17 protein-coding genes and 1 tRNA gene are annotated in these 22,174 nt (G+C 67.6%); 9 read left to right on the top strand and 9 right to left on the bottom strand.

What is annotated here, in order from left to right:
- Positions 1 to 228 precede the first annotated feature (228 nt).
- Genes nosZ through EV147_RS02375 form a run of 6 tightly spaced genes read left to right on the top strand, consistent with a single transcriptional unit; the run spans position 229 to position 7,832 of the window.
- Complete coding sequence (gene nosZ / locus EV147_RS02400; RefSeq protein ID WP_130389521.1) at positions 229 to 2,151, top strand: TAT-dependent nitrous-oxide reductase; 1,923 nt, start codon at positions 229 to 231, stop codon at positions 2,149 to 2,151.
- Entirely contained in the window at positions 2,151 to 4,313 is a 2,163-nt protein-coding gene (locus tag EV147_RS02395) for a 4Fe-4S binding protein (protein ID WP_130389520.1), read from the top strand. Before nosZ ends, EV147_RS02395 begins: the two co-directional genes overlap by 1 nt.
- Positions 4,313 to 5,572, top strand: a complete 1,260-nt coding sequence (locus EV147_RS02390) for a nitrous oxide reductase family maturation protein NosD (RefSeq protein WP_130391171.1) — start codon at positions 4,313 to 4,315, stop codon at positions 5,570 to 5,572. The genes EV147_RS02395 and EV147_RS02390 overlap by 1 nt, the downstream gene beginning before the upstream one ends.
- Positions 5,565 to 6,488, top strand: a complete 924-nt coding sequence (locus tag EV147_RS02385) for an ABC transporter ATP-binding protein (protein ID WP_235844583.1) — start codon at positions 5,565 to 5,567, stop codon at positions 6,486 to 6,488. The genes EV147_RS02390 and EV147_RS02385 overlap by 8 nt, the downstream gene beginning before the upstream one ends.
- Positions 6,475 to 7,299: an ABC transporter permease gene (locus EV147_RS02380; protein WP_198680161.1), complete on the top strand. Its 825-nt coding sequence runs from the start codon at positions 6,475 to 6,477 to the stop codon at positions 7,297 to 7,299. Before EV147_RS02385 ends, EV147_RS02380 begins: the two co-directional genes overlap by 14 nt.
- Complete coding sequence (locus tag EV147_RS02375; protein WP_130389518.1) at positions 7,296 to 7,832, top strand: nitrous oxide reductase accessory protein NosL; 537 nt, start codon at positions 7,296 to 7,298, stop codon at positions 7,830 to 7,832. Before EV147_RS02380 ends, EV147_RS02375 begins: the two co-directional genes overlap by 4 nt.
- A 72-nt stretch (positions 7,833 to 7,904) precedes the next feature.
- Here the strand turns inward: EV147_RS02375 and EV147_RS02370 are convergent.
- Together EV147_RS02370 and rpoD are read right to left on the bottom strand one after the other, a co-directional pair.
- A tRNA-Ile gene (locus EV147_RS02370) sits at positions 7,905 to 7,983 on the bottom strand.
- Between the two features lie 16 nt (positions 7,984 to 7,999).
- Positions 8,000 to 10,312 (bottom strand): RNA polymerase sigma factor RpoD, encoded by a 2,313-nt coding sequence (rpoD, locus tag EV147_RS02365; protein WP_130389517.1) that lies wholly within the window; start codon positions 10,310 to 10,312, stop codon positions 8,000 to 8,002.
- On the opposite strand from rpoD, the gene EV147_RS02360 reads away from it, so the two are divergent.
- Positions 10,311 to 10,733, top strand: coding sequence for a hypothetical protein (locus EV147_RS02360; RefSeq protein WP_235844582.1), 423 nt, complete (start codon positions 10,311 to 10,313; stop codon positions 10,731 to 10,733). The two genes, rpoD and EV147_RS02360, sit on opposite strands and share 2 nt — an antisense overlap.
- Before the next feature lie 51 nt (positions 10,734 to 10,784).
- Here EV147_RS02360 and dnaG read toward each other — a convergent pair whose 3' ends face one another.
- The 3 genes from dnaG to EV147_RS02345 form a co-directional block, all read right to left on the bottom strand.
- The gene (gene dnaG, locus EV147_RS02355) at positions 10,785 to 12,623 is read right to left on the bottom strand and encodes a DNA primase (RefSeq protein WP_130389516.1); all 1,839 of its coding nucleotides are present in this window, start codon (positions 12,621 to 12,623) and stop codon (positions 10,785 to 10,787) included.
- 213 nt (positions 12,624 to 12,836) lie between these two features.
- Entirely contained in the window at positions 12,837 to 13,286 is a 450-nt protein-coding gene (locus EV147_RS02350) for a GatB/YqeY domain-containing protein (RefSeq protein ID WP_130389515.1), read from the bottom strand.
- Positions 13,287 to 13,336: 50 nt separating this feature from the next.
- A complete protein-coding gene (locus tag EV147_RS02345; protein WP_130389514.1) occupies positions 13,337 to 14,569 on the bottom strand; it encodes a BaiN/RdsA family NAD(P)/FAD-dependent oxidoreductase in 1,233 nt (410 codons plus the stop codon).
- Between the two features lie 150 nt (positions 14,570 to 14,719).
- Between EV147_RS02345 and tsaD the strand changes: the two genes are divergently transcribed.
- Both tsaD and EV147_RS02335 read left to right on the top strand, forming a co-directional pair.
- Positions 14,720 to 15,748: a tRNA (adenosine(37)-N6)-threonylcarbamoyltransferase complex transferase subunit TsaD gene (gene tsaD / locus EV147_RS02340; protein ID WP_130389513.1), complete on the top strand. Its 1,029-nt coding sequence runs from the start codon at positions 14,720 to 14,722 to the stop codon at positions 15,746 to 15,748.
- 120 nt (positions 15,749 to 15,868) lie between these two features.
- The gene (locus EV147_RS02335) at positions 15,869 to 17,896 is read left to right on the top strand and encodes an alkaline phosphatase D family protein (protein ID WP_130389512.1); all 2,028 of its coding nucleotides are present in this window, start codon (positions 15,869 to 15,871) and stop codon (positions 17,894 to 17,896) included.
- A 71-nt stretch (positions 17,897 to 17,967) separates the two neighbouring features.
- Here the strand turns inward: EV147_RS02335 and folE2 are convergent, their stop codons facing one another.
- The 4 genes from folE2 to EV147_RS02315 form a co-directional block, all read right to left on the bottom strand.
- On the bottom strand, positions 17,968 to 18,771 hold the full coding sequence (folE2, locus tag EV147_RS02330) for a GTP cyclohydrolase FolE2 (protein WP_130389511.1): 804 nt from the start codon (positions 18,769 to 18,771) through the stop codon (positions 17,968 to 17,970).
- A 207-nt stretch (positions 18,772 to 18,978) separates the two neighbouring features.
- On the bottom strand, positions 18,979 to 20,880 hold the full coding sequence (dxs, locus tag EV147_RS02325; RefSeq protein WP_130389510.1) for a 1-deoxy-D-xylulose-5-phosphate synthase: 1,902 nt from the start codon (positions 20,878 to 20,880) through the stop codon (positions 18,979 to 18,981).
- A gap of 45 nt (positions 20,881 to 20,925) precedes the next feature.
- The gene (locus EV147_RS02320; RefSeq protein WP_130389509.1) at positions 20,926 to 21,810 is read right to left on the bottom strand and encodes a polyprenyl synthetase family protein; all 885 of its coding nucleotides are present in this window, start codon (positions 21,808 to 21,810) and stop codon (positions 20,926 to 20,928) included.
- Positions 21,807 to 22,109, bottom strand: coding sequence for an exodeoxyribonuclease VII small subunit (locus EV147_RS02315; RefSeq protein WP_130389508.1), 303 nt, complete (start codon positions 22,107 to 22,109; stop codon positions 21,807 to 21,809). Before EV147_RS02315 ends, EV147_RS02320 begins: the two co-directional genes overlap by 4 nt.
- Positions 22,110 to 22,174 lie beyond the last annotated feature (65 nt).

Raw genomic sequence — 22,174 nt, 5'->3', positions numbered from 1 at the left:
GACCCATCGTGGGTGGAACCCCCTGCCGCCGTGCCCATGATCCGCTCCTGTCAACGTCGCCTGCACAAACCATCGATTCTAGGAAGTTCGCAAGCGGCGCACGATGGAGCAAATCAAACTGTGGTCAGGAATCGTAGTTCCTTTGAATCGTTGACCACCATCAAGCCCCTCTTCGAAGAGTGCCCGGACTATTCCACCCATTCCAGTGCGACACCCCGGGAGCAAGCGATGAGCAAGCAGGACAAGAACCACACCGCCAACGGCGGCTTCGGCCGCCGCCAGTTTCTCGGCACGGCCGCCGCGGCCGGCCTGGCCGGCATTGCGGCATGCTCGGACAAAGGCGATGCCAGAACAGGCACCGCCGGCGCGGGGGCGTCGGCAGCAGGGGCGTCGCACGGCGGCAGCGTCGGCAACGTCCACCTGAAGCCCGGCGAACTCGATACCTACTACGGCCTCTGGAGCGGCGGGCACACCGGCGACATGCGCGTGCTGGGATTGCCCTCGGGGCGCGAGCTGCTGCGCATTCCCTGCTTCGTGCCCGACGCGCTCGTGGGCTGGGGCATCACCGACGAATCGAAGCGGATCATGGGCACCCGGCCGGACGGCACGCTGCGCTACACGGTCGGCGACACGCACCATACGCACGCCTCGTACCGCGATGGCAACTACGACGGCCGCTACGCCTGGATCAACGACAAGATCAACGCGCGCCTGGCCCGCATCCGGCTCGACTACTTCGTCTGCGACAAGATCACCGAACTGCCCAACGTGCAGGGCTTCCACGGCATCTTCCCGGACAAGCGCGACCCCGTGGACCCGGCCATCAACTACACCACGCGCATCTTCTGCGGCGCCGAGTTCGCCATTCCGCTGCCGAACGCGCCCATCGGGGACGGCACGACGTACCGCAGCCTGTTCTCGTGCGTGGACGCCGAAACCATGGCGGTGCGCTGGCAGGTGATGATCGACGGCAACTGCGACCTCGTGGCCACGTCCTACGACGGCAAGCTGGCCGCCACCAACCAGTACAACAGCGAGAACGGCGTGCATTTCGAGGAGATGATGTCCGCCGAGCGCGATGCCTGCCTGTTCTTCCATGTCGCCCGCATCGAGGCCGCCGTCAAGGCCGGCAAATTCAAGACCTACGGCGACTCGAAGGTGCCGGTGGTGGACGGCACCCAGGCCGCCAACCAGGACCCGCTGACCGCGCTGACCGCCTATGTCTCGGTGCCGAAGAACCCGCACGGCGTCAACGCCAGCCCGGACCAGAAATACTTCATCTGCGCCGGCAAGCTGTCGCCGACCTGCACGGTCATCGAACTGGCGAAGGTGCTCGACTGGTTCGACGGCAAGCTGCCGAAGATCGACGACGCCATCGTGGCCGAGGTCGAACTGGGCCTCGGGCCGCTGCATACGGCCTTCGACGGCCGCGGCAACGCCTACACCACGCTGTTCCTGGACAGCCAGCTGGTGAAATGGAACGTCGACGCCGCCATCCGCTTCCATGCGGGCGACCGCAACGCCAGGTACGTGCTGGACCGCCTCGATGTGCACTACCAGCCCGGCCACGTCAACGCGTCGCAGTCCGAGACGATCGCCGCCGATGGCAAGTACCTTGCCGTGGGCTGCAAGTTCTCGAAGGACCGCTTCCTGCCCGTGGGCCCGCTGCACGCCGAGAACGAGCAACTGGTGGACATCTCGGGGGACCGCATGGTGCTGCTGGCCGACCATCCGGTGCGCGGCGAGCCCCATGATTTCATCATCTTCCGGCGCGACCTCCTGCAACCGAAGCAGGTCTACGCCATGGAAGACTTCCCGCTGGCAGTGGCGCCCGACCAGGCGGGCGTGACGCGCGCCGGCCGCAAGGTCACGGTGCGCATGACCTCGCAGGCCCCGGTCTTCACCCCGCGCGAGTTCCGGCTGCGCCGGGGCGACGAGGTCACGCTGATCCTGACCAACCTCGACAAGGTCGAGGACCTGACGCACGGCTTTGCCATCCCGAAGTACAACATCAACTTCATCGTCAACCCGCAGGAAACCGCCTCGGTGACCTTCGTCGCTGACCAGCCCGGCGTGTTCTGGTGCTACTGCACCCACTTCTGCCACGCGCTTCACCTCGAAATGCGTACCCGCATGATCGTGGAAGCGTAATGCGCCGGCTGCTGCTTGCCGCGTTTTGGCTTTTTTGCCATGCGTGGCAGCCTGCGCTGGCCGATACGGCCTATGAAGCGCACCTGCCCGACGATCTCGCCACGGCGCCCGACCTCTGTGCCCGGGTGCCGTGCGCCGAGGTATTCCCGGGCGCGGTGTCGTTCTCCGCGCGCATGGGCCAGCCGCCGTATGCCGAGGCGTACGGACCCGCCACGGCCGATGGCGGGCGCCCACGGCTCGGCTACGTGATGCTGTCGACCGACATCACCGACATTCCCGCCTACTCGGGCAAGCCCGTGGTGACGCTGATCGGCATGGACAACGCCGGCCGCTTCGTCGGCATCAAGGTGCTGAAGCACTCCGAGCCGATCCTGCTGCTCGGCATCCCGGAAACCGCCCTGCAACGCTTCAACGCCCAGTACCTCGGCAAGTCCGTGACCGACAAGATCGAAATCGGCAGCGCACGGCCCGACGAGGGCGTGCTTGGCGTGGATGCGATCTCGGGCGCCACCGTGACCGTGATTGCCCAGAACCAGGTCGTGACGCGCTCGGGTGCCGCCGTCGCGCGGCAGGTGGGTATCCTCCCGCCCACCCGGCGCACGCCGGCACGCTTCGCGCCGGGCCATCCGCAACTTGCGTGGCAGGCGCTGGTCGAGCAGAAACTCGTAAAGCGGCTACGTGTGGAGACCGGCCAGGTGGGGCTGGCGCCTTCGGCGGAGCCTTATATCGAGCTATGGTTTGGCGACCTGAACCATCCCGATGTGGGGCGCAGCGTGCTTGGCGAGCGAGGCTGGCAGAACCTGCGGCAGGGCCTCGGGCCTGGCGACCATGCGATCTTCGTGATCCGGACCGCCGGCGGCGCGTCGTTCAAGGGCTCGGGTTTCGTCCGGGGCGGCCTGTACGACCGCGTGCAACTGCGCCAGGGCGACGACACGTTCACGTTCCGCGATCTCGACTACCTCAACCTGTACGGGCTGGCGCCCGCCGACGCCCCGGCCCATACCGAATCGGCGATCTTCATCGTGCGCTCCGACGCGTTCTCGCCGGCGTGGCCGTGGAAGCTGGTGTTCCTCGGCAACCGGGTGGACCGTGCCACCGGCGCCCGGACGTTCGCCAGCTTCGACGCCGACTACTGGCTGCCCGCCAGCCTGCTCGAAGGGGGACGGCCGACGATCGACACGCCGGCGCCGCCATGGCTGCGCGCCTGGCGCACGCGGCCCGTCGGCATCGGCCTGTTCGCGGCCTTACTGGTGGCCGTTGCCGTCGTCCACGCCTGCCGCGGCCGCCTCGCGCGCCGGGCCACGCGCCGCAACAAGTGGCCGGTAGAGGCATTCAAGTACGCCGCCTGGGCCATCAGCATCGTGTTCGTGGGGTTTGGGGTGATGGCCCAGCCCTCGGTCACGCAGGTGCTGACGTGGGTGCACGCGCTGCTGTTCCAGTGGCGCTGGTCGCTGTTCCTGTCGGACCCGTTCCTCTTCCTGTTCTGGATCTTCATTGCCCTCACCGTGCTGCTGTGGGGGCGCGGGCTGTTCTGCGGCTGGCTGTGCCCGTTCGGTTCGCTGTCCGAGGCGCTCTTCCGCGTGGGCAGGCGGGTCGGCCTGCGACGCTTCCAGTTCCAGCTTCCGCGCCGCCTCCATGACCGCCTGAAATGGCTGAAATATGGTGTCTTCGCCGGCCTGCTGGCGATTTCGCTACTGTCGATGGGATTGGCCGAAACGCTCGCCGAGATCGAGCCGTTCAAGACCACGTTCCTCGTCGGCATCCGGCATCGCGCCTGGCCGTTCGGCCTGTTCGTCTGCGCCATCCTCGGGCTCTCGCTGTTCACTGAGCGGCCCTACTGCAAGTACCTGTGTCCGCTGGGCGCGGCGCTGGCGGTGCCCAGCATGCGGCCGGTGTTGCGGCTGCGCCGCAAACCCGATTGCACGACCTGCCGCGCGTGCGCGGCCGGATGCGGTGCGCAGGCCATCGACGCCCGGGGCCGCATCGACCCGCGCGAGTGCCTGCTCTGCCTCGATTGCCTGGTGCTCTACACCGACGACCACGGCTGCCCGCCGCTTGCCCGCGAACGCAAGCGCCGCGAGCGCGAGGGCCTGCCGCTGACCCGCATCGGCCGGGACGGCTACTTCACGCCAATCACGCGGCAGCCTGGGGGCGACTCATGATGCACACCGTCCGGCTGGTCCTGCTGGCCTGCGTGATCGGCGGAGGCGGCGTGCATGCCGCCGTGATCGACGTGGCGCCCGGCGCGTCGATCCAGCAAGCCATCGACGCCGCCCGGGACGGCGACGAGATCCGCATTGCGCGCGGCCACTACGCCGGCAACCTGCGCATCGACAGGCCGCTGACGCTGCGCGGCGTGGGGCGGCCCACCATCAGCGGCGGCCTGCAGGGCAGCACGATCACGGTGACCGCGCCCGGCGTGACGCTCGACGGGCTGATCGTGCGCGATTCCGGCGCCAGCCTGAAAGCGCAGGACGCGGGCATCTACCTCCGCCCGGGCGCACACCGGACCACCGTCACCGGCTGCACGCTCGCCTACAACCTGTTCGGCCTCTGGATCGAGAAGGCCAACGACGTGCGCGTGACGCACAACGTCATCACCGGCAAGCGCGATTTCCAATCGTCGCAGCGCGGCAACGGCATCCAGCTCTACAACACCCGGGGCGCGCAGATCGTCGGCAACCAGATCAGCTTCGTGCGCGACGCGCTCTACATCGACGTCTCGCACCACGCCGTGTTCCGCGGCAACCGGCTGCACCACAGCCGCTACGGCAGCCACTACATGAACTCCTACTACAACCTCTGGGAAGACAACGACAGCTACCGGAACCGCGGCGGGCTGGCGCTGATGGAAGTGCGCGACCAGACCGTGCGCAACAACCGCACCTGGGGCAACGCCGACCACGGCATCATGCTGCGCACCGTGCAGGACGCCCTGGTCGAGGGCAACGTGGTAGCCGGCAACGCGCGGGGCTTCTTCGTCTACGACGCCGAGTACGTGACGCTGCGCGGCAACCTGGTGATCAGGAACGCGGTGGGCGTGCACCTCTCGGCCGGCTCCACGCGCAACGTGGTGCAGCGCAACGACTTCATCGGCAACCGCGAATCAGTGCGCTACGTGGGGGCGCGCGACGAGCCGTGGGGCGCCGCGGCCGGCCGGCCCGGCGGCAACTACTGGAGCAACTACCTGGGCTGGGACCGCAATGGCGACGGCATCGGCGACATCCCGCACGCCGCCAACGACGTGGTCGATCGCCTGACATGGCGCCACCCTTCCGTGAAACTGCTGTTCGCCAGCCCGGCCGTGCAGGCGCTGCGCGTGGTGGCGCGGCAGTTTCCCGTGATGCGCGCGCCCAGCGTGGTGGATGCCGCGCCGCGCATGGCTCCCGCGCATCCTGACTGGAGACAATGGCGTGAATGAACCTGACGTGACCGTCCTCCTCCAGGACGTGGCCCGGTACTACGGCCCGATCCGCGCCGTGGACGGCATCAGCCTGCAACTGCATGCGGGCGAGATGTTCGGCCTGATCGGCCACAACGGCGCCGGCAAGAGCACGCTGTTCAGGATGATGCTCGGGCTGGTGCCACCCTCGCGCGGGACGATCGAGATCGCCGGCGCCGCGGTTGGCACGCCGGCGTTCCGCGCCGCGCGCCGCCGCATCGGCTACCTGCCGGAGAACCTGTCGCTCTACGACAATCTCGGCGGGCTCGAAACCCTGCGCTTCTTTGCCCGCCTGAAAGGCGCCAGCCCCGATGACGGCCCTGCCCTGCTCGACCGCCTCGGCCTCGCCCACGCGGCGCAGCGCCCGGTGCGCGAGTACTCGTTGGGCATGCGCCAGCGGCTCGGCCTGGCGCAGGCGCTGCTTGGCAACCCGCGCGTGCTGTTCCTCGACGAGCCGGGCAACGGCCTTGACCCGGCGGCGCTGCACGACATGCACACGCTGCTGCGCGAGCGGCAGCAGGCCGGCGTGACCATCGTCATCACCTCGCACATCCTCAGCGAACTGCAGGAGCGCGTGGACCGGCTGGCGCTGCTCCGCCATGGCAAGGTGCAGGCGCTCGGCACGGTGGAGGCGCTGCGCGGGCGGCACCCACTGCCGCTACGGCTGCGCGTGCGCATCGTGCCCGGCACGCTGCGCCTGATCGAGCGGCGGCTCGAAGCACTTCCGGAGGTGGCGATGCACGGCGCCGGCCCAACGTTCGGGCTCGTCTGCCCGCCCGAAACCTGCATGACGCTGGTGCGGCTGCTGGCCGACTGCCTCGATGACCTGCGCATCGACGAGCCCACGCTCGAAGATGTCTTCTTCGGCACGGAGGCCCCCCATGGCATGGATTGAATGGCGCCAAGTCGGCACGGTGGCGCACAAGGAGCTGCGCGACCGCCTGCGCAACCGGTGGGTGCTGGTCATCTCCGTGGGCTTCGCGGCGTTCTCGCTGGCCATTGGCTACTTCGGCGGGGCGCAGCAGGGCGAGATCGGCCTGCGCTCGGCGGCGTTCGTGATCGCCAGCCTGGTCAGCCTGGCGATCTACCTGATTCCGATGATTGCGCTGCTGCTCGGCTTCGACGCCATCGTCGGCGAGCGCGAGCGCGGCTCGCTGGGGCTCCTGCTCTCGTACCCACTGACGCGCGTGGAACTGCTGCTCGGCAAGTACCTGGGCCTGGCGGCCGCGCTGGGATTGGCGACACTGGCGGGCTTCGCCACGGTCGGCGTGCCGCTGTTCCTGCAGTTCGGCGCCGCGATGCTCGGGCCGTTCCTGCGCTTCTGCGGCAGCGCCGTGCTGCTGGGGATGACCTTCCTGAGCATCGCCGTGCTGCTCTCCGTAATCGCCCGCGACCGCGCGCAGGCGTCGGGCCTAGCCGTCGCCGTCTGGCTGTTCTTCGTGCTGGTCTACGACCTGCTGCTGGTCGGCGTACTCGTGGCAGCCGGCGGACAGGTCGGCGACGCCGCCATCGCCACCGCGCTGCTGCTGAATCCGGCCGGCCTGTTCCGCATCCTCAACGTGTTCTCGCTGGCCGCCGTGCGCGAGCTGTACGGCCTGGCCAGCATCGTCCCCACCGCACTCGCCAGCCCCGCCGCACTGGCCGCCGCCCTGCTGGGGTGGATCGCCGCGCCCTTGCTTCTCGCCATCTGGAGATTCCGGACATGACCCACCCGCATCCAACCCGCCGCATCCTCCTGGCCGCCATCAGCGCGCTGCCGCTGCAGAGCCTGCTCGCGGCATGCTCCCGCCCGGCCCCGGCCGCCATCACCCCGGCCGACTTCGACCCCGCCACCACCTGCGACCTCGACGGCATGCTGCTGGCCGACCACCCCGGCCCCAAGGCGCAAATCTTCTTCGCCGGCCAGACGGCTCCGGTCTGGTACTGCGACACGGTGGAACTGTTCAGCACCCTGCTGCGCCCCGAGCAGGTCCGCCCGGTCGCCGCCGTCTTCACGCAGGACATGGAACTGGCCGACTGGAACACCCCGCGCGGCCACTGGTTCGATGCCCGCACCGGCTTCTACGTCACCGGCAGCCGCCGCCACGGCGCCATGGGCCCGACCATCCCGGGCTTCCGCAACGAGCCAGCCGCCCAGGCATTTGCCGACCAGCACGGCGGCAAGGTGCTGCCGTACGCCGGCATCACAGCCGACATGGTGGATTTGAGCGGGGGAGCGGGAGGTGATGGGCGGATGTAGGGGCGAGCCGGTGTGGCAACGAAAAAAGGGGCTACGGCGAAAACCGTAGCCCCTTCTTCTTACTGCATGAGTTGGTGGGCCTCCCGTGAGTCGAACACGGCACCAACGGATTATGAGTCCGCTGCTCTAACCAGGCATGAGCTAGAGGCCCTTGAAAGGCGTACTGCTTAGTTGCCTTCCAGGAAGCTCTTCAGCTTGTCCGAGCGGCTCGGGTGGCGCAGCTTGCGCAGTGCCTTGGCCTCGATCTGGCGGATACGCTCGCGGGTCACGTCGAACTGCTTGCCCACTTCTTCCAGCGTGTGGTCCGTGCTCATTTCGATGCCAAAACGCATGCGCAGCACCTTGGCTTCGCGCGGCGTCAGGCTGTCGAGCACGTCCTTGACCACGTCGCGCATGGAGCCATGCAGCGCCGCTTCGGCCGGGGCCAGCGTGTTCGTATCCTCGATGAAGTCGCCCAGGTGGGAATCGTCGTCGTCACCGATCGGCGTTTCCATGGAGATCGGCTCCTTGGCGATCTTCATGATCTTGCGGATCTTGTCCTCGGGCATCTCCATCTTCTCGGCCAGCGTTGCCGGATCCGGCTCGTTGCCGGTTTCCTGCAGGATCTGGCGCGAGATCCGGTTCATCTTGTTGATCGTTTCGATCATGTGAACCGGAATACGGATCGTACGGGCCTGGTCGGCGATCGAGCGCGTGATGGCCTGGCGAATCCACCACGTGGCGTACGTGGAGAACTTGTAGCCGCGGCGGTATTCGAACTTGTCCACGGCCTTCATCAGGCCGATGTTGCCTTCCTGGATCAGGTCCAGGAACTGCAGGCCACGGTTCGTGTACTTCTTCGCGATCGAGATCACCAGGCGCAGGTTGGCCTCGGTCATTTCGCGCTTGGCTTCGCGGGCACGGCGCTCGCCCTCGGACATCTTGCGGTTGACGTCCTTGAGTTCCTTGAGCGGCAGCACCACGCGGGCCTGCAGGTCGATCAGCTTCTGCTGCAGTTCGTGCACGGCCGGCACGTTGCGCTCGACGATCGTGCTGTACGCCTTGTGGTCGGCGACGATGGTCTGGATCCAGTCCAGGTTCGTCTCGTTGCCGGGGAAGCGGGCCACGAAGTCCGAGCGCGGCATGCCGCACTTGTCGACCACGATGTTCAGGATCGAGCGTTCGAGCTTGCGCACCTCGTCCACCTGGCCGCGCAGCGTGTCGCACAGGCGCTCGACGTTGCGGGCGGTGAAGCGGATGCCCATCAGTTCGGCCTGGATCGCTTCCTGGGCCTTCACGTACGGCTTCGACTTGTAGCCTTCCTTCTCGAAGGCACGGCGCATCTTGTCGAACTGCTCGGCGATGATGCGGAATTTCTCCAGCGCGGCAACCTTGAGTTCCTCCAGCTGGCGGGCGGAGGCACCGGCGCCGGCCGCGCCGTCGTCGTCCTCTTCCTCGTCGCCGTCCTCGCCGTCCTCGTCGGATTCCTCGTCCTCGTCGTCCGAGGCAGCCGCGGCCTGGGCCGGCGTGTTGTCCTGGACTTCCTCGGCGTTCGGATCGATCAGGCCGTCGACGAACTCGTCGATCTTGATCTCTTCATTGGCCACGCGCTCGGCGCTGGCCAGGATTTCCGAGATCGTGACCGGGCAGGCCGAGATGGCCATGACCATGTCCTTGAGACCGGCTTCGATGCGCTTGGCGATCTCGATTTCGCCTTCGCGCGTCAGCAGTTCCACGGTACCCATCTCGCGCATGTACATGCGGACCGGGTCGGTGGTGCGGCCAAATTCGGAATCGACGGTCGACAGCGCGGCTTCGGCTTCTTCTTCAGCTTCTTCCTCGCTGGTGGCCGACGGGGCATTGTCGTTGAGCAGCAGCGTCTCGGCGTCGGGCGCCTGCTCGTAGACGGCGATGCCGATGTCGTTCAGCGTGGCGACCAGCGTGTCGATCGTTTCCGAATCGACCATGTCGTCCGGCAGGTGATCGTTGATTTCCGCGTAGGTCAGGTAGCCGCGCGACTTGCCCAGCTTGATCAGCGCCTTGAGCTTCTGGCGGCGAACCTCGAGTTCCTCTTCGCTGCCAGCCTGGTTGGACGAGGCGAATTCCTTGAGCAGCGCCTTTTCCTTGGCCTTGCGGTCCTTGGCTTTCTGCTTTTCGGTCTTGGGCGCGGCGGCGGCGGGCGCGGCGGCGGCCGGCGCGTCGTTGTCGTAAAACTCTTCAGTCACGTCTTCGTTGGTGCTGTCGTCTTGCTGCATCTCGGCCTTGGGCTTGCGGCCACGCTTCTTCGGCTCCGGCTTGACGGCCGGCGCTGCGGGCTGCTCGGATGCAACGGATGCGGGAGTTGCGGCACGGGCCTTTGGCGCGGCGGCTTCCGCTGCGCCTGCCTTGGCGCTGCTGCCCCGGGTGCCGGCCGTCGTTGCCGCACGTTTGCTCTCGACTTCGGTATTCTGCTGTTTCGCCACGGTGATACTCTTACCTTTCACTGGTGCAGCGGCTTGCATGCCGCTTGTATTGGCGCTCTTGCCGCTCTCGCGTGCCGAAGTCGAGGGCCTGGTATTTTCGGATGTGCGATTCCTGACGGAAGCGGTTCCGGCGGGCGCCGAAGCGCTACGCACGGATTTTGCTGGCGCAGACCGGGCTGTTGTCGTCCTGACTGACGCGGTCGAAGTCTTCGCCGCCGTTGTTTTCACGGACGCCTTGCCGCTCCCTGATTGGGGAGCTTTGGAGGGAGCCTTCACGGCTACCCTTTCGGTTGCTTTGGCCTTTGCCATTGGCACGCTCACTTTCGCCAGTACTGGAGAGAAAGATTTCGCAATCCAAACCGGGCATTGTAGCACGTCACCAATCCCGGCTTCCTGTCAGGTGAGGTTTTCACCTGAAAAATCAAGGCTTAAGCGATTAGACCCCCAGGAAGCTGCATAGTTGGGGCCAGATACCGCCGGCTCAAGCCAAAAGTCTTCCACCGCCCCGCTGCTAGCTTTCCGCCGCGGCCGGGCGCAGTCCCATCTGCCGGCGGCGCTGCACTTCGCCGGCCAGCCACAGGTAGCGCTGCCGGGCGGCCGCGTCGGCCATGCCGTTCATCACGGCCGCTTCGAGTGCCTTCTGCTCCCTTTCCAGCGGATCGGCCAGCAACTTGAAGATGGCGCCGTCGAACTCCAGCGCCGCGGCCTCCGCTTCGATGTCTTCCCGCAGCACCGCCGTACGTGCCGTGGCGTACACATCGGCATAGGGCGTCTGGGCCAGCTGCTCGCTGAAGGCGGCGAAGTTCGCCGTGCCTTCAATGCCGTCGCAGGCGGCCACCAAGTGAGCGAGCACTTCGGTTTCCGGGCGCTGCGGGTCGAGCAACAGGGCGCGCGTATCGTCGTCGAGCCGGGCGGACAGCGCCGGGTGATTCATCAGCAACTGGATGACGCGCTGCTCCAGGCCGGTCGGCGCCTGCCGCCGCGCGCGCGGGCGCGGCTGCGCAAAGCGCCCCACGCGTGAGGAATCGCTGCCCAGCCCGCAGACCGCCTCGATTTCAGCGGGTGTCGTCCCCGTAGCATCGGCAAGTTCGCGCACGATCTGTAGCCGCAGGCCGCCCGCCGGCATCGCCTGGAGCAGCGGCTTGGCCTCGAACTGGGCACGCGCCCGGCCCTCGGGCTGACGCATGTCCTGGTCCTCGGTCACCACCTGGAGCAGGAAGCGCGACAGCGGCATGGCGTTCTGCACCTCGCGAGCGAAGGCATCGGTGCCTTCCTCGCGGACGTAGCTGTCGGGATCGTGCTCGGCCGGCAGGAACAGGAAGCGGATGGTCTTGTTGTCGGCCAGATGCGGCAGGCAGGCTTCGAGCGCCCGCCGCGCGGCGCGCCGGCCCGCGGCGTCGCCGTCGAACGAGAACACCACCGCATCGGTCTGGCGCAGCAGCTTCTGCACGTGCACCGGCGTGCAGGCGGTGCCGAGCGTGGCCACGGCGTTGGCAAAGCCAAGCTGGGCCAGCGCCACCACATCCATATAGCCTTCCACGACCAGCACGTAGCCGTTCTCGCGGATCGCGTGGCGGGCCTCGAACAGCCCGTACAGCTCGGTGCCCTTGCTGAACAGCGGGGTCTCGGGGGAGTTGAGGTACTTGGGCTCGCCCTGCCCCATCACCCGGCCACCGAAGCCGATCACGTTGCCCTTGGTGTTGCGGATCGGGAACATGATCCGGTCGCGGAAACGGTCGTAGCGGCGCGGTTTGCCATCGGCATCGCGCTTGTCCTGCGATTCGATCAGCAGGCCGTTCTCGACCAGCGGCCCGGCAATCGCATCGTCGCGATAGCTGCCAAACACGGCTTCGAGCCCCTGCCAGTCATCGGGCGCGTAGCCCAGGCCGAACTGCGCGGCGATCTCCCCGGTCAGGCCCCGCCCTTTCAGGTACTGGATGGCCTGCGGCGCACCGCGTAGCTGTTTCTTGAAAAAGTCAGTGGCCCGGGCCATGGCATCGGTCAGCGCCACCGAGCGGGCCTGCTGTTCGGCACGCTGGGCCGGCGGCAGGCTGTTGCGTTCCTCGGGAACGGACAAACCCACCGACTGCGCCAGTTCACGGACGGCCTCGGGGTACGACTGGCCCGAATACTCCATCAGGAAGCCGATGGCTGACCCATGGGCGCCGCAGCCGAAGCAGTGGTAGAACTGCTTGGTGGGCGAGACCGTGAATGACGGAGACTTCTCGTTATGGAACGGGCACAGGCCCATGAAATTGGCGCCACCCTTCTTCAACTGCACGTACTTACCCACCACATCGATAATATCGATGCGGTTGAGCAGGTCCTGAATGAAGGATTGCGGAATCACCCGGCTGACCGTCCTGATGCGTGGGCCTGCCGGTCGGGCCGGCGGCCTCTATAGAATGCGACCGGAACGACGCCCCGGCTGTTGTCGAATCATTGTAGTGCAGTTGCAACGCGCTGCCGGCTTTGCCGACATCTGCAGCCAAGTCCCGTCAACCTGGCAGCAATCTCACGCATCGTGACTGCTAATCATGCTTATGACTGGCGCACCAGTCACTTATTTGGGCGCCAGTGCCGCCTTGACCAGACCGGACACAGCGGTCATGTCGGCACGGCCGGCGAGGCGCGCCTTGACCAGCGCCATGACCTTGCCCATGTCCTGCGGACCAGCCGCGCCGGACTCGGTCACGGCCTTCTGCACTTCAGCCGCCACCTCGGACTCGGACAACTGGGCAGGCATGTAGGCCACCAGCACGTCCACCTCGGACTTTTCCTTGGCAACCAGGTCGTCGCGCCCGGCCTGCTCGAACTGGCTGATCGAATCCTTGCGCTGTTTGATCATCTTGTCGATGACGGCGGTCACGGCCGCATCATCGAGTTCCACGCGTTCGTCGACCTCGCGCTGCTTGATGGCGGCCAGCAGCAGGCGGATCGTGCCCAGGCGCTCGGTTTCGCGGGCGCGCATGGCGGCCTTCATGTCATCGTTGATGCGGGCTTTGAGGGACATGGCAGATTTCCGGAATAAGTGGAGTCAACAGCGAGGGCGGGTAGTTTACCTTATCGCGCCGCCAGCGCCGCCTCGGCTGCGGCCTCGCCGGCCGCCACGGCCGACGCCCAGGCCCACTGGAAGTTGTAGCCGCCCAGCCAGCCCGTCACATCGACCACCTCGCCGATGAAGTAGAGCCCCGGCACCTCGCGCGCCATCATGGTCGCCGAGGATAGCCCCCGGGTGTCCACGCCGCCGAGCGTTACCTCGGCCTTCTTGTAGCCTTCGGTGCCGGACGGCACCAGCCGCCAGCGGTTCAGTGCCTCGCCAAGCTGGCGCAGCGCCTTGTCCGGCATGTCGGCCACGGACTGCGTGCCCTGCAGCCCGGCCGCCTGGCACCAGGCGTCGGCCAGCCGCGCGGGCAGGCGCTCGCCCAGCAGGTTGTTCAGGTGCTTCTTGCTGCCCTTCTTGTGGCCGATCAGCCAGTTGGCGGCATCCTCGCCGTCGAACAGGTCCACCTCGATCGGCGTCCCCGGGCGCCAGAAGCTCGAAATCTGCAGCACGGCCGGGCCGGACAGCCCGCGGTGCGTCCAGAGCAGGTCTTCCTTGAAGGCGCCAGCGGTCTTGCCGCTGCCGGTGGCGATATCGACCTCCATCGACACCCCCGCCAGCGGCACGAACGGTTGCCATGCCTGCCCGTCGAAAGTCAGCGGCACCAGCGCCGGGCGGGTCTCCACCAGCTTGAGCCCGAACTGCCTTGCGATGCGATAACCGAAATCGGTGGCACCGATCTTCGGGATCGACAACCCGCCGGTGGCCACCACCACGGCCCCGGCGCACACCGTGCCCTGCGTGGTCAGCAACAGGTAATCGTCGCCCTCCTTGCGGATCTCGTCGATGGTGCAGCCGGTCTGCCAGTGCACGCTCCCCGCGTCACATTCGGCGCGGAGCATGCCGATGATGTCCTCGGCGCTGTCGTTGCAGAACAACTGGCCGCGATGCTTCTCGTGCCAGCCGATGTCGTAGCGGCGCAGCAGGCCCAGAAAGTCCTGCGGCGTATAGCGGGCCAGCGCCGAGCGGCAGAAATGGGGATTCGACGACAGGTAGTTGGCCGGTCCGGCCTGCAGGTTCGTGAAATTGCAGCGCCCGCCGCCCGAGATACGGATTTTCTCGGCCAGCCGCGTCGCATGGTCAATCAGCACCACGCGTGCGCCGCGCTGCCCGGCCACGGCGGCGCACATCATGCCGGCCGCACCCGCGCCCAGCACCGCCACGTCGAACCGGTCTTTCCTGCCCTGTGTCATAGCATCCCTTCAAGAAGCCGCGATTGTAGCGAAGTGCGGCGGCGCCAGCGCGTCCGGGGCGGGTGTGCTACCCTGCTGGCCTTCCGTTTTTTGCCGGCACAATGGCTGCAGTTGCAGTCCGAAACCCGCCGGCCGCACCAGAATCTCCCCATGCTCGTCCTCGGCATCGAATCCTCCTGCGACGAAACCGGGCTGGCCCTCTACGACACCGGGGCCGGCCTGCTGGCGCACGCGCTCTACTCGCAGATCGCCATGCACCGCGAGTACGGCGGCGTGGTGCCCGAGCTGGCCTCGCGCGACCATATCCGGCGCGTGCTGCCGCTGCTGCAGCAGGTGCTCGACGAGGCCGGCCGCAAGCGCGAGGACATCGACGCCATCGCGTTCACGCAGGGGCCGGGGCTTGCCGGCGCGCTGCTGGTGGGTGCCTCGGTCGCCAACGCGCTGGGCTTTGCGCTGGGCGTGCCGATGGTGGGCGTGCACCATCTGGAGGGCCACCTGCTGTCGCCGCTGCTGACCGATGCCCCGCCGCCTTTTCCGTTCGTGGCGCTGCTGGTCTCGGGCGGCCACACGCAGCTGATGGAGGTCAAGGGCGTGGGAGACTACGCGCTGCTCGGCGAGACGCTCGACGATGCTGCCGGCGAGGCGTTCGACAAGACCGCCAAGCTGCTCGGCCTTGGCTATCCGGGTGGCCCGGAAGTGTCGCGGCTGGCCGAATTCGGCAATCCCGGCGCCTTCGACCTGCCGCGCCCGATGCTCCATTCGGGCAATCTCGATTTCTCGTTCGCGGGCCTCAAGACCGCCGTGCTGACGCAGACGCGCAAGCTCGGCAACACCTGCGAGCAGGACCGCGCCAACCTGGCGCGCTCGTTCGTCGATGCCATCGTCGACGTGCTGGCCGCCAAGTCGTTCAACGCGCTCAGGCAGACCGGCCACAAGCGGCTGGTGGTGGCCGGCGGCGTGGGCGCCAACCGGCAACTGCGCGAGCGCCTGAACGAAATGGGCCGCCGCCGCAAGGTGGAGGTGTACTACCCGGACCTGGCGTTCTGCACCGACAACGGCGCGATGATCGCGTTCGCCGGCGCCATGCGGCTGCAGGCCGCGCCGCAACTGGCCCGGCACGAGTACAGCTACGGCGTGACACCGCGCTGGGATCTGGCCGACATCCGCCTGCCGGCCTGAGCCGCCGGGAATTGGTAGCGATCCTCTAGTCCGGGCGGCGTCCGGACACAAGGCGGTCACATCGCCGCCGAACAATTTGCGTTTCCCGCATCACATTCCCACAAGAACGAGGAAACGCAGATGGATCGCCGCAAGTTTCTGAAATGGGGCAGTTTCGTTACCGTCACGGCGGCCACCACGGGCCTGGCCGGCTGCGGTGGCGACGACGGCAACAGCACCCCCAACCCTTCCACGCCGCCGGTCACCAGCCCGGGCACCGCCTACCGGTTCGACCAGGGCGTGGCATCGGGCGATCCGAAGCCGGACAGCGTGATGCTGTGGACGCGCGTGGCGGGCGCCAGCGCCAGCCAGCCGGTCAGCGTGCGGCTGCAGGTCGCCACGGCCGCCGATTTCAGCGCGCTCGTGGTCGACAGCACCCTGTCCGCCCTGCCCGACTGGGACTACACGCTGCGCAACAAGGTCACGGGCCTGACCGCCGGCACCACCTATTACTACCGCTTCATCGCCGGCAGCCAGACCAGCCCGGTGGGCCGCACCAGGACCGCGCCGGCTGCGGGTACGCCGCTCTCCCAGCTCAGGTTCGCCTTCATCACGTGCCAGGACTGGAGCGTGAACCACTGGGCGGGCATGGAAGAACTGGTCAACGAGGATCTCGACTTCGTGGTCCACATGGGCGACTACATCTACGAGACCGTGGGCGCCGCATTCCAGACTGGCAAGGTCGAGAGCCGCCACGCCCAGCTGACGCTGCCCAACGGCACCGCCACGGCCGACGGCACCTACGCGACGACGATCGACGACTACCGCTACCTGTACAAGTCGTACCGCAGCGATCCGCGCCTGCAGGCGCTCCACGCGCGCTTTCCCGTGATCGGCATCTGGGACGACCACGAGTTCTCCGACGACTGCTGGCAGGACCACCAGACCTACACGGCCGCCGACGACGCCGATCCGCGCACCGCGCGCCGCCGCGCCGCCAGCCAGGCGTGGTTCGAGTTCATGCCGGCCGATGTCAGCTTCAGCCAGGCCGACACCTCGTTCCGCAACATCCAGATCTACCGCTCGTTCACGTTCGGCAACCTCGCCACGCTGGTGATGACCGACGAGCGCCTCTACCGCGCCGACCACGTGATTCCCGAGCAGGCGGCCGGCAGCAGCATCGGCAGCCGCTATTTCGTGCCCAAGGCCACGCTGGCCGGACTGGAGGCAAGCAAGATCGCCGGGGCCGGCGGGGCGCTGACCCCGGTGTCGATCCTCGGCGATACGCAACGCGCCTGGTGGCAGGACCAGATGGCCAGCGCGGGCACGACGTGGAAGCTGTGGGGTAACGAGGTGTCGCTGCTGCGCATGCAGATCGATGGCACGCAGGCCATCGCGGCGCTGCTGGCAGGCGGTCTCGTGCAGGCCAACAATGCGCTGGCGCCGCTGCAGGCCAACATGGTCGTGGCGCTGGTCACCGACCTGGCCACGGCCAAGGGCGACGGCACCTATCCGGCGCCAGCCTATGCCACGCTCAAGGCGCTGTTGCTGGCCAATGCCGGCATCTCGAACGCCGTGTTCGACGCCGCCATCGCCCCGGTGCTCAACGCCAGCCTGCCGACGGTGGCGCTGCTCGACAAGTACATCCTCAACGCCGACCAGTGGGATGGCTACAACGCCGAGCGCAAGGCGATGATGGCCTTCCTGAAGGCCGGCAGCATCAGGAACGTGGTGGCGCTGACCGGCGACATCCACGCGTTCTTCGCCGGCGCCGTGATGGACGACTACGACGCCGCCACGCCGGTCCCGGTCATGGTGGACCTGGTCACGGCCGGCCTGTCGAGCAATTCGTTCCAGAGCTACTTCAGGAGCGTGGTGGACAGCGACGCCGCGTTCAAGGCCGCCGCGCCGCTGATCTACACGACCGACGCCAGCGGCGCGGTCACCAACACGTTCAACAGCACGCTGTCGACGTTCAATCCGTGGCTGAAATACGTGAATACCGACGCGCAGGGGTACGCGGTGGTGACGCTGACGGCGTCGAAGCTGAGCTGCAGCTTCCGCAAGCTCAAGCCGCTGGCGAACGGCGTGGCCCCGGCGCTGCCGGCAACGGAAAGCGTGAAGGTGGTAGAGGTGGCGGCGGGAGTGCCGGCAGTGACGGTGGTCTGATGCGCCGTCGATGGTGTTCTCCCCTCTCCCGCGTAGCGTGAGAGGGGAGTAAGACCAGCGGGTAAGGAAACTCAGCCCACCCGCTTGTCATGCTCGATCACAGCATAAGCACTGTGATTGTGGATCGACTCGAAGTTCTCCGCTTCCAGCGTGTACGCCACGATGCGCGCGTCGGCGTTCAGGCGCATGGCGATGTCGCGCACCAGGTCTTCCACGAACTTCGGGTTCTCGTAGGCGCGCTCGGTCACGAACTTCTCGTCCGGGCGCTTGAGCAGGCCCCACAGTTCGCACGACGCCTCTTCCTCGGCCATGCGCACCAGCGTTTCCACGTCCAGGTCGCCGGCCAGTTCCACCTTCATCGTGATGTGCGAGCGCTGGTTGTGCGCGCCGTACTGCGAAATCTTCTTCGAGCACGGGCACAGGCTCGTCACCGGCACCAGCGCGGTCAGGAACAGGCGGGTCTGGCCGTCGCGCGCCTCGCCCACCAGCGTCACCTCGTAGTCGAGCAGCGACTGCACGCCCGATACCGGCGCGGTCTTGCTGATGAAGTACGGGAACGTGACCTCGATGCGGCCGGCCTCGGCCTCCAGGCGCACCAGCATGTCGTCGAGCAGCGCGCGGAAGCCGGCGAGGTCCAGCGGCGCACGGTTGTCTTCGAGCAGCGCGACGAAGCGCGACATGTGCGTGCCCTTCTGGTCGGCCGGCAGCCGCACGTCCAGCGTGAACGTGCCCACGGTGGCCACCACGCCGGACGGCGTCTGCAGCGTCAGCGGATAGCGCACGCCCTTCACGCCGACGCGCTGGATGACGATCTGGCGGGTATCGACGCTCGACTGCACGTCGGGCATCACGAAGGCGGGATTGATGTCATTCATCTACGGTTTCCTCCAGGACGCCAGCCGGAGGGCGGCGGCAATCCTTACGGTCGCGGCGTTTTTCGCAGGATGTGGTTTCCACGCCGCGCAACGAGTGTGAAACGGCGGGTCCGGTGCATGGCTCATGCGCCGGCCCGCAGCTTTGCGAACACGAAATCGGGACGACCTCGTAAAACTACGAGGTCGTCGGGGGAACTGCCGGAACGGTCAGGCGACGCGGGTGGCCACCTTGACGGGCTGGTCGGCCAGCTGGAAGCGCTCGCGCACCGAGCGGCCGATGCCGGCGGCGTCCAGGCCGCACTGCGACAGCAGGAAGGCCGGGTCGCCATGGTCGATGAAGCGGTCGGGCAGGCCCAGCACCAGCGTCGGGATGGCGATGCCGGCCTCGGCCAGCGCTTCGAGCACCGCGCTGCCGGCGCCGCCCATGGTCGCGCCCTCTTCCACGGTCACCAGGTAATCGTGGCTGGCGGCCAGCTGCCTGACGAGTTCCACGTCGAGCGGCTTCACGAAGCGCATGTTGGCCACCGTGGCGTCCAGCGTCTCGGCGGCAGCCAGTGCCGGCTGCAGCATCGAGCCGAAGGCGAGGATCGCCACGCGCTGGCCCTGGCGGCGGATCTCGCCCTTGCCCACCGGCAGCGCCGTCAGCTCGGACTGGATGGCCGCGCCCACGCCCGCGCCGCGCGGGTAGCGCACGGCGGTCGGGCAGTCCTGCTGGTAGGCGGTGGTGAGCAGCTGACGGCACTCGTTCTCGTCAGCCGGCGTCATCACCATCATGTTCGGGATGCAGCGCAGGAACGGGATGTCATAGGCGCCCGCGTGCGTGGCCCCGTCGGCGCCCACCAGGCCGGCGCGGTCCAGCGCGAACACCACCGGCAGGTTCTGCAGCGCCACGTCGTGGATCAGCTGGTCATAGCCGCGCTGCAGGAACGTCGAATAGATCGCCACCACCGGCTTCAGGCCCTCGCAGGCCAGGCCGCCGGCAAACGTCACCGCGTGCTGCTCGGCAATGCCCACGTCGTAGTAGCGGTCCGGGAAGCGCTTCTCGAACTCGACCATGCCGGAGCCCTCGCGCATGGCCGGGGTCACGCCCACCAGGCGCTTGTCGGCCGCGGCCATGTCGCACAGCCAGTCGCCGAACACCTGCGTGTAGGTCTTGCGCGACGGCTTGCCCGACGGGCGGATGCCTTCCTCGGGGTTGAACTTGCCCGGGCCGTGGTACAGGATCGGGTCGGCCTCGGCCAGCTTGTAGCCCTGGCCCTTCTTGGTCACCACGTGCAGGAACTGCGGGCCGTGGCCTTCCAGTGCGCGCTGGCGGATGTTCTGCAGCGTCGGCACCAGCGAGTTCAGGTCGTGGCCGTCGATCGGGCCGATGTAGTCGAAGCCGAATTCCTCGAACAGCGTGGCCGGCACGACCATGCCCTTGGCATGTTCCTCCAGCCGCTTGGCGAATTCGAGCACCGGCGGCGCCACGGACAGCACGCGCTCGATGCCCTTCTTCGTGGCCGCGTAGAACTGGCCCGAGAGCAGCCGCGCCAGGTGCTTGTTCAGCATGCCCACGGGCGGCGAGATCGACATGTCGTTGTCGTTGAGCACCACCAGCAACGGCAGGTCCTTGTAGACACCGGCGTTGTTCATGGCCTCGAAGGCCATGCCGGCGGTCATCGCGCCGTCGCCGATCACGGCGATGCCCACGCGCTTCTCGCCCTGGGTACGGGCGCCGAGCGCCATGCCCAGCGCGGCCGAGATCGAGGTGGACGAGTGCGCGGTGCCGAACGTGTCGTACTCGCTTTCGGCGCGGCGCGGGAAGCCCGAGATGCCGCCGTACTGGCGCAGCGTCGACATGCGGTCACGCCGGCCGGTCAGGATCTTGTGGGGGTAGCTCTGGTGACCCACGTCCCAGACCACGCGGTCACTCGGCGTGTCGAAGACGTAGTGCAGCGCGATGGTCAGTTCCACCGTGCCGAGGTTCGACGACAGGTGGCCGCCGGTCTGCGAGACCGATTCGAGCACGTAGGCGCGCAGTTCGTCGGCCAGCGTCTCGAGCTGGCGCCGGTCCAGGCGGCGCAGGTCTGCGGGGTCGTCGATGTTGTTGAGCAGCGTGTAGGTCATGTGAGTCCGTTCGGCCGCCGGATTCTGTCTGTCCGGCTTGTCAGTTCAGTTTGAGCGCAGCACGATCAGGTCGGCCAGTTCGGCCAGCCGGCCGGCGCGTGCGCCGAATCCCGCCAACGCCTCGTGGGCGTCGGTGCGCAGCTGGGCGGCCAGCTCGCGTGCGGCATCCAGGCCAAGCAGCGACACGTAGGTCGGCTTGTCGTTGGCGGCGTCCTTGCCGGCGGTCTTGCCCAGCGTGGCCGTATCGGCGGTGACGTCGAGGATATCGTCAACCACCTGGAACGCCAATCCCACGGCTGCCGAGTAACGGTCCAGCGCGGCCAGGCCGTCCGGATCGATGCTGCCGCACAGCGCGCCCATGCGCACGCTGGCACGCAGCAGCGCGCCGGTCTTCATGCGGTGCATGCCCTCGAGCGCCTCGCGCGTCATGGCCAGGCCCACGTTCTGCAGGTCGATCGCCTGGCCGCCGCACATGCCCACCGAGCCCGATGCCTGCGCCAGTTCGGCCACCAGCTTCAGGCGCGCCGCGGCGTCCAGCGCCGGCGTGCCGGCCAGCACCAGGAACGCCTGGGTCTGCAGGGCATCGCCCACCAGCAGCGCCGTGGCTTCGTCGTAGGCCTTGTGGACCGTGGGACGGCCGCGCCGCAGGTCGTCGTCGTCCATGCAGGGCATGTCGTCGTGGACCAGCGAGTAGGCGTGGATCATCTCGACGGCGCAGGCCGCGGCATCGCAGGCCTCGGGGGCGGCGCCCGCCACCTCGCCGGCGGCATGCACCAGCAGCGGGCGAACCCGCTTGCCACCGCCGAGAACAGCATAGCGCATGGCTTCGTGGAGGGTATGGGGAATTGTGTCCGTGGACGGCAGGGCCGCGTCCAGGGCGGCCTCGGTCCGGGCGCCCTGCGCCCGCATCCAGGTTGCGAAATCTGTCATTCGAAGTCTGCGCCGTTGCTGTTGTTTTCGGTCCGTGATTCGGCTGCCAGGGGTTTCAGCGCGTCACCTTCCAGTACCTTGACCTGCTGGGCCACCCGCTCCAGGCTCTGCTGGCAGAAGCGCACCAGCTCGGCCCCGCGCCGGTAGGCGGCCAGCGATGCCTCCAGCGGCAGTTCGCCGCTTTCCATGCTGCCGACCAGCGTCTCCAGTTCGGCCATCGCGGCCTCGTAGGAAGCCGGCGGTGCGCTGGCGGCCGGCGAGTCTTCGGGCTGGACCGGGGCGGTCGTCGTTCTGGGCATGTCGGGCCTCGATCAGGGGAATTCGCGATTTTACGTCAAACCACGGGCACGCCGCTGAACAGACT

The organism is Cupriavidus agavae (assembly GCF_004217045.1).
GTDB lineage: Bacteria > Pseudomonadota > Gammaproteobacteria > Burkholderiales > Burkholderiaceae > Cupriavidus > Cupriavidus agavae.
Note: the sequence above shows the minus strand (reverse complement) of the source record. Positions and strands in the feature narration are given on the sequence as shown.